8 protein-coding genes are annotated in these 10150 nt (G+C 42.2%); all 8 read right to left on the reverse strand.

Annotated features, from left to right (window positions below; genetic code table 11):
* Nucleotides 1–17: 17 nt before the first annotated feature.
* Nucleotides 18–1076, reverse strand: coding sequence for an efflux RND transporter periplasmic adaptor subunit (locus FNH22_RS09255; RefSeq protein WP_143398073.1), 1059 nt, complete (start codon nucleotides 1074–1076; stop codon nucleotides 18–20).
* Between the two features lie 11 nt (nucleotides 1077–1087).
* Nucleotides 1088–2614, reverse strand: a complete 1527-nt coding sequence (locus FNH22_RS09260; protein ID WP_143398074.1) for a TolC family protein — start codon at nucleotides 2612–2614, stop codon at nucleotides 1088–1090.
* Nucleotides 2615–2619: 5 nt separating this feature from the next.
* The gene (locus tag FNH22_RS09265; protein WP_185154146.1) at nucleotides 2620–5946 is read right to left on the reverse strand and encodes a hypothetical protein; all 3327 of its coding nucleotides are present in this window, start codon (nucleotides 5944–5946) and stop codon (nucleotides 2620–2622) included.
* Nucleotides 5943–6833 (reverse strand): ABC transporter ATP-binding protein, encoded by an 891-nt coding sequence (locus tag FNH22_RS09270; protein ID WP_143398076.1) that lies wholly within the window; start codon nucleotides 6831–6833, stop codon nucleotides 5943–5945. Before FNH22_RS09270 ends, FNH22_RS09265 begins: the two co-directional genes overlap by 4 nt.
* Nucleotides 6834–6984: 151 nt before the next feature.
* Nucleotides 6985–7671, reverse strand: a complete 687-nt coding sequence (locus tag FNH22_RS09275) for a GIN domain-containing protein (protein ID WP_143398077.1) — start codon at nucleotides 7669–7671, stop codon at nucleotides 6985–6987.
* A 79-nt stretch (nucleotides 7672–7750) separates the two neighbouring features.
* The gene (locus tag FNH22_RS09280; RefSeq protein WP_143398078.1) at nucleotides 7751–8116 is read right to left on the reverse strand and encodes a GntR family transcriptional regulator; all 366 of its coding nucleotides are present in this window, start codon (nucleotides 8114–8116) and stop codon (nucleotides 7751–7753) included.
* A gap of 2 nt (nucleotides 8117–8118) precedes the next feature.
* A complete protein-coding gene (locus FNH22_RS09285) occupies nucleotides 8119–8907 on the reverse strand; it encodes a hypothetical protein (RefSeq protein ID WP_143398079.1) in 789 nt (262 codons plus the stop codon).
* The gene (locus FNH22_RS09290; protein ID WP_143398080.1) at nucleotides 8897–9727 is read right to left on the reverse strand and encodes an ATP-binding cassette domain-containing protein; all 831 of its coding nucleotides are present in this window, start codon (nucleotides 9725–9727) and stop codon (nucleotides 8897–8899) included. The genes FNH22_RS09285 and FNH22_RS09290 overlap by 11 nt, the downstream gene beginning before the upstream one ends.
* Nucleotides 9728–10150: the final 423 nt, after the last annotated feature.

Genomic DNA, 10150 nt, shown 5'->3' on the forward strand with positions numbered 1-10150 from the left:
TGGGTTAGTTAAATGAATTATTGTAGTACGCTGACCTTTGATTTGTTCCTTAAAGTTTCAAATCCCGTGATCACAAGGCGATCATTCATTTTAAGTCCTGTAAGCACTTCGATCACATCCTGGTTTTCCAGGCCTGTTATGATCTTTTTTTCCGTCGCAATACCATTTTCTACTGTAAACACTACCTTCCCGTCCTGTCGGGCAATGATGGTTTCCTTGGGAATGACTATGGTACTGTCTCTTTTTTCAGACAGAATTGCAGCTTTGATAAACATACCCGGACGAAGTACCTTTTGGTCATTGTTGATTTCCAATACGCTCTGAAATGTCCTGGTCTCCGTATTGATCACCGGTGAGATTTGGCTTACTTTACCTCTGACAGTGTCATTGGCCGCGTTATAATTGGTAATATGTACCGGTTGATCAATGGCCAACTCTTCGAGGTGTTTTTCCGGTAGTTTCATGTCCATCAATAAACGGTTGTATTTCATGATCTTGAATAACTCCTGTCCCTGGTCTATCCTCACCCCATCCGTATGATAGGGTATTTCCACAATTACACCGTTAAATGGAGCTCTAACGGACATTTTAGCCTGTTGTATCTCTGCGTTTTCATAGGAATATTTGGCATTTACATATTCAATGGAGGCATTCTTTAACTCGGTCTGCGTTACACCGCCTTTGTCGTATAAGGATTGTTGTTTTTTGAATTTACTCCGGGATACCTCCAGGTTTAGTTTCTTGCCTTCGAGCTGTAAATTATTTTCAAACTCTTTGTCTTCTATTCTGATCACTACCTGTCCCTTTTTTACGGCATCTCCTAAAGCAAAGGGTTTTCCTGTAGCAGGATTGGTCTGTAAGAAATATACCCCGGACAACTCCGATTTCATCATTCCTTCTTTTGAAGAATACACCGTGCCGGTGGTCTCAATAAACCGTGAGATCGACTTTGGCTTAATACTCAGTACTGAGACAGGGATCTTTATCTCAGTCTGTATATTGGATTCCTTATTGTCACAAGCTATTAATACAACCAGTATTAAGGCAAAAGCAGTACAATTTCTAAACTTTTTCATCATGGATAGGATCAGTAGTCGTTATCTAAAGATTGTTGTGGGATCACTGGCTGTTGATTCTCAAAATCATAGAGGGACAGGATCTTCAGGTTGAGTAATTCAATTTTGTAATTGATCAAAGCCGTGGCCAAAGCGCTTTTTTTATCTGAAAGCTGGCTCTGAAACAGGTTAAGGTCTATGCTGGTGAGGTCGCCATTTCGGTAGCGTTCCAGGTTAATGTCGTAGGTAAGTTCTGCGTTCTTTACGTTTTGCCGGGCGATCTCTATTTGGTTTTCCAGGTTTTGCAAGTTCCTGTAGGTCTTCCTGATGTTGATGACGATATCATTCTTCTGGTTTTCAAGGTCTACCTTGTCCATTTCGAGATTAGCATTAGAGGCTTGCATCCTGGCCTTATTTTCACCCCAGTCCCATAAAGGTATACTGAAAGAAACTGCCAATCTGGGGTTTACCGTAGGTGATTGATAGACTTCCGTGGCCCTGGGATTATCGCCGAATATACCCAGTGAGAGCGATACGGAACCTTTGAATTCATTTAACGCATTGGTTCGTATCAGCTCAAATTGAGACCGTTCAATAGCGATGGCCCTTTGCCTTAGTTCCATACGATGTTCAAGGCCGAATTGAATAGCTTGATTCAGATCTACCTGGCTCGTGATGAACTTGACATCTACTTCCACAGCAATTTCCTCGCTGAGATCAATGCCCAGGAGTAATTTAAAATCGTCCGCTGCATTGTCCACACTCACCTGGTTGTTTTCCAGCGTTGATTTGGATGTGGCCAGGTTGAGTTCAGCCTGGTAAAGCTCTTCTCTGGCTAATAGATCAGCATCCACTTTGTTTTGAGTGATTTCATAGCTGACCTTCTGGTTCTCGTATTCGTCAATAGCTATCTCCAGGCTATTCTGACTTTGGTAAAATGCATAGAACGACTGGGTTACATTCCTTTCCAGGCTCAGCAATTGCATAGCATTACTGAGTTGTGCATTTTCAAGGTTCAGTTCCAGTTCCTGCAACTGTAGCTTGTTTCTATTATAAGTGAAAATGGGCTGGTCCACCTGCAGGTATAGATTATTACTATACGTTTTGGTCCTGCCATCCTGAAACTCGGAAAAGTTATCACGATACCCCAGGCGATTGACGAGAGATATTGTGCCATCTGTCTTTGCAATGGGCTGGGTGATGGAAAAGTTGGCAAAGGAGTTATAATCCTCGTTCGTATTCCATTGAGAAAACAAGTCGTTAAAGATCCGGGTCCGGCTATAGTCAAAGGGTGTTACATCTAACGTAAACCTCGATTTCAAGCTCGCTCTTTGCGCATCCAGGCTCTTTCTGTTGCTCAGTAGATTTAAAACGGATTTCTTGATATCCGGGCTGCTGGTTTGGGCGATTTCAATGGACTGGTCCAGTGTTAATACACGTTGCCCGGACACATCAGGAATGATCAAGAGTTGTGAAACAATAAGCAATAGCAGGACTATCGGTTTGTAGAGATACGCAATGATCTTACGATCTGCCTTGATGTTGTTTTTGTTGTTCATAATTATTATTGCTTGACCCATTTAATAGCATCTGCATAGACCGTTCTGAGCTCACACTCATCGGTTAGTGTAATGCTTCCGCCACTTTGGAGGAAGTAATAGGAGCCCAGGTAATTCCAGCCTGGTTCTGCATTTGAAATATTGTAACTGATATCATCCTTTCCATCTCCGTGATGAATGGTATAATGATAACTGACTTGTCCATGACCTCTGCGCTCGTTTTGGTTTTTACCCATCATATACACATAGAGGTCATAAAATCCTTCTTCTTGTAGCGCAGGTGACCAGGTAGCTATTTTATCCCCACTGCCAGATCGGGTAAAATGAGCTGATCGTATAGATTTGCCATAAAAGTCAGAACCGGTGGTCGGAAGCCATTTGGAGTAGGAGCGGTGCCAATGACCATAGTATTTTTTATCGGAGGGATTTCGGCTGTCGAGAAATGCCCTGAGATAAGTAGCCTTAACAGGACTGAAGGTGGTGAATCCGGGATCTTCATTATCCACAATAACGATATATTGCCTGGAGTCAGGTCGTTGTTCAATCACTCTTTCCCCTTCAAACAACCCGGTATTTTCACGTAACCCGAATTTACCCGACGGGATGGTGATGATGGATGGTATATTTCTTGATATAAGGGTATTTATAGTAATTTTCACCGGCCGCTGATCAAGTACGAATCCGATTTGCTTTGTTTCGCCTTTTTTAATTAAAGATAAGGACCCGGGTATTTTGGTCTTATTCTCATCATCGGCTCTGAGGTTGAAAAATGCCCTTTGCCCGCTGTTATTTCCAGCGTTAAAGCTTACCTTGATCACCCCGTCATTTTCTCCACTGTTTTTCACATTGAATAATACCTGGTAGCGCTTACGGTCCCCATCCAATACCTCATATTTTTGAATATCTTCAATTTCAAATGACGGCTGTTCTTTGTTTTGGTAAACCTGTTGAATGATCGGGTCTATGTCCAGACCGAAGTTTTCTGAAAATGCCTGTCTGAAGTCTATATATGTGGTGAGTTGATGTGGGTGCTGACTGATCCATGCATACAAAAATTGTTTCAATTCTTCTTCACCCAGTAACTGGCCTAAATATGAAAACAGGTATTCGGCTTTTAATGAAACTGATTTATGGATTTTATTAAAACCAGTGTTTCCGGTAAGTATTTCTGCTATGGAAGATTCACGCATTAAACTATTGCATTCTTCTGCAAAAGAGATCCCATTAATATTCCTGGAATAATCATTTTGAGGTTGTTTATCGTTTTGAAGATAGTGGGATATACTGCTGTTCAATAAGGGCCAGTTTTCGCTTAATATCCCTGAATTGTAAGCATAAAGATTAGCAAATAGTGAATAATCCGGTTCATCTGAATTCCTTCCGTCAAAAAACCATTGGTCACCCGCCTGTTTCGTAAATACCTTTTTGATAAGGTTACTGAATACATTAGCCTGCTTCTGCTTTTCACTCAATACCTCGTTTTGTTTGCGTGCCTGCCGGTTCATGTCACGAAGCCGTCTTCTGAGGTCGAAAGGCCATATATCCCCCCCTTTTTCAGGCCAAAGTACTATCTCAGGCTGTAAAAAAGCCTGCTGACTTTCATAGATCTTATTATAAGCGCTAAACTGTAGGGGTGTTTCCACAAACCGCAGCCTGCGGAACGGGTAGTTAAGCTTTTGACCATCCTCATATTCATTGACAATATCCGTAATGAGGAAACTCAGCGTATCCGACAGTTGGTCTACATAGGGCATGAAATAGTCATTTTCAGGATAGTGGTAAACCGAGTAGGTGATACTGTCCACCGTGATCTCTTTTTTTGTATAATTACCCATAGCAAGTGAGATCTGCGGCAGTGCATACTCGGGCCTGAACTGATACAAATTGCCTTTGACGTTGAGCTCGCCTTGTGATATGGGAACCAGGACCTCATTCTTTTTTACATCCAGTTTAAAATCTATAAATGAGGTGCGTTCTCTTGTTGGGGACGCCCTGCTATAACCAATTTGAGTATCAGGATACCAGAGCACATCTTTGGTGAGTAACAAATAATCGGGCTGTACAAAGGCATATTTTTTATGTGGCGCAAAGACGAAATACTCATTGACCGCTTCGTATCGTTCCTGGTCCACCTCAAGATGCGCTACCGCTTCCAGGATACTCCCATGGTATTTTATAATGATGTTTACCGTTTGATCAGGTTGGATTCCTGTTACTGGTTGAATAGACACAATCTGTAAATTCCTGTCAAACTCAACAGGCCTGTCATCCATGGTCACCGCATCAATGGTCAGTCCGGGGTTTAAAGTGAAATACACGGTAGAAAGTGGTTTTACAGTATTGTTTTTTACCTGTATGACAGATGTACACGAGATCCCTTTGCCTGTGTGTTCAAGGCTTATATGATTTGATACAATGTCCACGTTGGGCTTATCTGCCCACTGGCCATTAACAGTGATCATATTTTCACGAAGGATCAAAGGGGCTTGCCTCATATTCCACAGACTAAACATGATGTAGGACGAGACTCCAAGCAATAGCAATGAGATCAGGCCTGTCGTTATACGAATACTTTTGTGGTTAGTCAGCCGGTCCAGGAAGAAAGCTGTGGCAAACAGAAATGTAATTCCTGAAACAAGATAAAAAGCCCTTTGCCATAGCATGAATTTCACATCAATGAAGCCTGCTATATCAGAGGCCAGCATGGAAAAGCGGAAGGCCATAAAATCCAGGATATCGGAATATTCACCCATGAAGTAAATTAATTGTACCGCAGCCAGCCCCAACAGGAAAATGATCGTGACAGGTTGGTTCCGTAAAAGGGTCACACACAGAAAAGCCAGGCCTGTAGTGAAAACAATACTTGGAAAGCTTGTCAACAGAGGGTATAAGATAAATGCCCAGGGATTGAATGCCGTGTTTGGGCTCGTAATATTGACGATCAAAGGGATACAGAGTAAAACTACATTCAACCAAAAGAAAAGCTTGAAGAGGGCCAATGCTTTTCCCATTACGTAATCCAGGTTAGATACAGGACGAACAAAAAACACTTCGTTCGTATCGATCTTTTTGTCCTTTTTTATCAATCCGGTAGCCAGAAATATGACCGATGCCGCCTGGGCGATACTTATTAAGATCATATTGGCATAGGGCATTCCCCAACTACTTGAAATTACGGACCATCGAGGGGTATTTGCTTCGGAAAATACGGCTATGTTAAAGATCAGAAGGAAACCCACACCAATAAGCGACACAATCCGAAAGAACCAATTACGCCATAAAATCTTTGATTCATATTTTGCAACGGTCCGTATATTGCTTAAAGAGATCATACCAGTGATATCCCAAGTTGATTTTCCATAAAGTACACGTAGGCATGCTCCAGGTTAGGGGTAATGGTTTTGGCCTCAGGATGCGGTTTGTCGGTAGCAATGAACTGCGCTTCCCATTGACCAATTGTAGGAATGGTAGAAACGACAGGGAATTTTGTCTTTAACACATTAAATTCATCATCTCCCAAAGTGACCTGCCAGACATGGCCTCGTACTTGATCAATCATACCTTCCGGCGAGCCATGGAATGCAACTTCACCTTTATTGAGCATGGCCATATTATGGCAGGTGCTGCTGATGTCTCCAACAATGTGCGTGGAAAGGATGATGGTGACATCCTTCTGACTCAGGTCTGATAATATGTTTCTGAATCGAATGCGCTCTTCCGGGTCAAGTCCGGTAGTAGGTTCATCAATCACTAATAACCGGGGGTTACCGATAAGTGCCTGGGCTATGCCCAGACGCCGCTTCATTCCCCCGGAGAGTTTGTTGGCCATACGTTCTCTTACCTCCAGGAGGCCCACCTGATCCAGCATGCGATCCACTTCTGTCATACGCTTTTTCCTTTTAAGTGAGGTGGATAACCGGGCCGTATAATCAAGGAATTCCCAGGTCTTCAATTTTGAGAAGTAGGTAAAATCCTGCGGAAGGTATCCGATGAATGGACGGATCTTTTTCCTATGCTCGTTAATATCCATTCCATCCATTAGCACGCTGCCTTCTGTTGCTTTTTGCAAGGTCACCAATATGCGCATTAAGCTTGACTTGCCCGCCCCATTGGGCCCTAACAGACCGAACATACCGCTGCCGATCTCAAGGTTAACGTTGTTAATGGCAGCATGCCCGTTGGGATAGATTTTGGAAAGCCCTTTGATCTCAATATTCATGACGGGGCACTTACGGGTAAGTAGTTACGAGGTTGAATAAGAGGATATAACATTAAGATTTTCCGGTTTACAGATAAGAAGATCCTGAACGATACTATGTTACACAACCCTAGCAAATATTGAACCATAGGTGAAGCTGCTTTGATGTGCCTTAATTTACCACCCTCAACCTGCTGCTTTCATCTTTTTTAAACTGAATATCTCCGGGGTCCTTAACTAGCAAATGGGATTGATTGATCATGCCCCCCTCAAGGCGTTCTACTTTTGACCAAAATTTTATATCAGCATGGTCCAGTTGTACTGACAATGTGTCAAGGCTAAAACCCGCAGCCCTAAAATTAGCTTTTTCCGAAGCGTCAATACGCATATTCCCCAATTTGTTATTGCCTTCCATATTCACCGATCCGCCGGACTGCGTAATGGACAGGGATAACTGGTCCAAATTACTGATGACTACGGATGACTTATTTACTTTAATCTCAGCAAGATCATTCGGAGTGACATAAACGAACAGGTGAACGCGCTCATGTTCCTCCAAGGCAAATCGTTCAAGGACCAACGTGTCTCCATGGGTTTCATACTCAAGTTTCGAAAGTACCGCACCAGAGCGGCTCTTTAACTCTATGCGAGGTTGGTCTGAGGTACTTAGTTTGACCTGTTGATCAAGGCCCTTGAGTACGAGGTATTTTACAGTATCAATAGGCGTAGACTCGACTTTGCTATTGGATTTGTTCCACCCTTTATAGTCACCTCTGAACCTTACTTCGGTGAACGCCAGTAACATGTAAAGGAGCACGAACCCAAAGAACCCTATGAGTATTTTATTACTTAGTTTCATTTGTATAACATTTTTCTTTTTATGATCACTTATAAACTTTTGCTAACCGTATTTCTCAATGGATCAGGTTTGCGATCATTTACAGCTTTCCGTTCAGTGTTTCAATGTGCTCTTTCAGGTCACTTGAAGTGATGCCGAGCATGGATGCCTGGCGCAAAAAGTCAGGCAATACTTTTGCAAAGAATTCTTCCCTTTTGTTTTTCAGAATGATCTTAGAAGCATCGGTATTGACAAAGTACCCTATACCTCTTTGGTTTTCAATAATGTTCATAGCTTGTAGTTCACTATAGGTTCTCATAATTGTATTTGGATTGACTCCCATTTCAGAAGCCAGTTCCCGGACAGATGGTATTTTTTCACCTGCCTGAAATTCACCGCTCACTACTCTATCCGTAATCGTATCAGCAATCTGCAAAAAGATGCTTTTGCCATTTTGAAACTCCATCCCTATACCTCCTTTTCTTTTAATTTTCGATAGGCAACAAATAGCATCACCAGGTTGGCTAACATCAAAACACAAGCAAAAAATCGTATGGCGGAATGGTCGCTATTGGGTATGAGCCACATAGCATCACCGGGTCGGTAATTCGACAATCCAAGATGCTCCACTACGATATAAATCACAGATGTGTATAGAAGAACGATCACCGCCACTGAAAACAATGTCTTAACCAGCGGTTGTTTGGAAAACATAGCGGCCCCGGTAAACGGCAATACAAACCCCAGGATAATGGCTGAAATGATCAATGCAGGTAGCCAGAACGTGTTGTTTATTTCATGTGTTTCAGCCCTGACCCAGTTGAAAATATCCAAAGAAATAAAAGTATGATCCGTGAACAATGCAAAGAAATATCCTTGCAAATGAAATGTAACCCAGTAAAGTAGGGGCAATAGTATCAACATGATCACAATTCGGATAACCAGTTCAAACAGGAATTTCTCAAATGCTGACCCGGGCACCATGAGATAGTTGATACTGTTTTCCTTTGAGCGAAATGCCGGAAATGAATGGCCTACATATAGTATTCCAAAAACTCCCACAAAACCGAAAAGGAAACCTATGAAATTCTCCGTATCGTGAGGTTGCAAATTATTTCCCATTTGCGTCAGTGAAAGAATAAGGAATACTACACCACAATAGGCCACAGTAGAATACAGTAATAGTTTGTTGTTATGGATGAAATGCTGTTTGAACAGCAGGGAAAAGCGCTCCGCGTTGAATGTGTTACCGGACATAATCTTTCAGTTTTTGGCTACCATTGGTAATGGCATTAAATAATAATTCGATATCGACGGATGAATCGCCGTTGAGTTGTGGCGTAATCACTTTATACCCGCCAGGGACCATTTCACTATACAAAACCTCATCGCCTTCTGCCGAAGAAGCGGTAGAGAAATGAAGTTTAGAGGAAATATCAAACAGGTCCTTTTGCATGATAAACCGGCCATTTTCCAACATAAGGATACGGTCAATCAGGTTTTCTACGTCTTTCACCTGGTGCGTAGAGATAATGACCAGCTGGTCATTATCCAGCGACCCGGCTAACACCTTGCGAAAGATGGATTTTGAAGGAATGTCCAGTCCGTTAGTGGGTTCGTCCAGCACTAATAATTTGCATTTGGTGGATAGTGCAAAAGAGATGAGGAATTTCTTTTTTTGTCCGTAAGACAAGCGTTGCAGGCTGGTAGTCTCCGGTAATTCAAAATCAGATAAAAGACGTTGCAATAGTATCCGGTCAAACCTCGGATAGAATCCGGCATTTGCTTTAACGTAATTATGGATGGAGATCCCGGGGATACTGAATTCTTCTGAAACAAAATAAAGCTCCTGAAGAAAGGAAGGCTGCCTTTTCGCGGGCTGATGATCGTTTACCTTTACCTGACCGTTGGTAGGAAATAGCAATCCGATCATAATTTTCAACAGGGTAGTTTTTCCGGCGCCATTCTTGCCAAGCAACCCCACAATACGACCTGCTTCCAGGTCGCAGTTCAAACCCCGGAACAGCGGTGGCTGCTTTTTCGAGTAGTTGAAATTGAGATTTTGGATGTTGATCATTGTTACTGATTTACTGTACTACTTAACTAATACAGTGTAACGTTAAAGATTTATTTTGTGAAATGCAAAGAGTAGGGGAGGAATGATGGTTGGTTTTTTGAAAAGGTGGTTTAAATGTCCCATTCCTCGTTCCATATCGCTAAAAAATTTAAACAGCCTAATTTGAACCCTTCAACCTTTTACTTCAGCGGTATGGTTACTTTTCATCGATTGTTAATTATAGCAGTATGATACGAACACTAATTACATTGTCTATCACGTGTTTACTCCTGTTCATGTGCAGATGCGACACTACTCCAACGTATCCCTTCGGTGTTGGGCGTATTGCTGTATGCTTTCTGAATAGTGATTTTTGTTCACAAAAAGAGCGATGAGCAAGGAATCTAAGATGTTTGAGTTGATGAAGGAGTGGGAGTCAAGTGG

Origin of the sequence: Fulvivirga sp. M361, from assembly GCF_007097395.1 — a bacterium.
Taxonomy (GTDB): Bacteria; Bacteroidota; Bacteroidia; order Cytophagales; family Cyclobacteriaceae; genus Fulvivirga.

What these genes read in the sequence shown, in the direction of transcription:
- FNH22_RS09290 (WP_143398080.1), bottom strand. Translation starts at nt 9,727, where the DNA reads ATGATCAACATCCAAAATCTCAATTTCAACTACTCGAAAAAGCAGCCA.
- FNH22_RS09265 (WP_185154146.1), bottom strand. Translation starts at nt 5,946, where the DNA reads ATGATCTCTTTAAGCAATATACGGACCGTTGCAAAATATGAATCAAAG.
- FNH22_RS09255 (WP_143398073.1), bottom strand. Translation starts at nt 1,076, where the DNA reads ATGAAAAAGTTTAGAAATTGTACTGCTTTTGCCTTAATACTGGTTGTA.
- FNH22_RS09260 (WP_143398074.1), bottom strand. Translation starts at nt 2,614, where the DNA reads ATGAACAACAAAAACAACATCAAGGCAGATCGTAAGATCATTGCGTAT.
- FNH22_RS09285 (WP_143398079.1), bottom strand. Translation starts at nt 8,907, where the DNA reads ATGTCCGGTAACACATTCAACGCGGAGCGCTTTTCCCTGCTGTTCAAA.
- FNH22_RS09270 (WP_143398076.1), bottom strand. Translation starts at nt 6,833, where the DNA reads ATGAATATTGAGATCAAAGGGCTTTCCAAAATCTATCCCAACGGGCAT.
- FNH22_RS09275 (WP_143398077.1), bottom strand. Translation starts at nt 7,671, where the DNA reads ATGAAACTAAGTAATAAAATACTCATAGGGTTCTTTGGGTTCGTGCTC.
- FNH22_RS09280 (WP_143398078.1), bottom strand. Translation starts at nt 8,116, where the DNA reads ATGGAGTTTCAAAATGGCAAAAGCATCTTTTTGCAGATTGCTGATACG.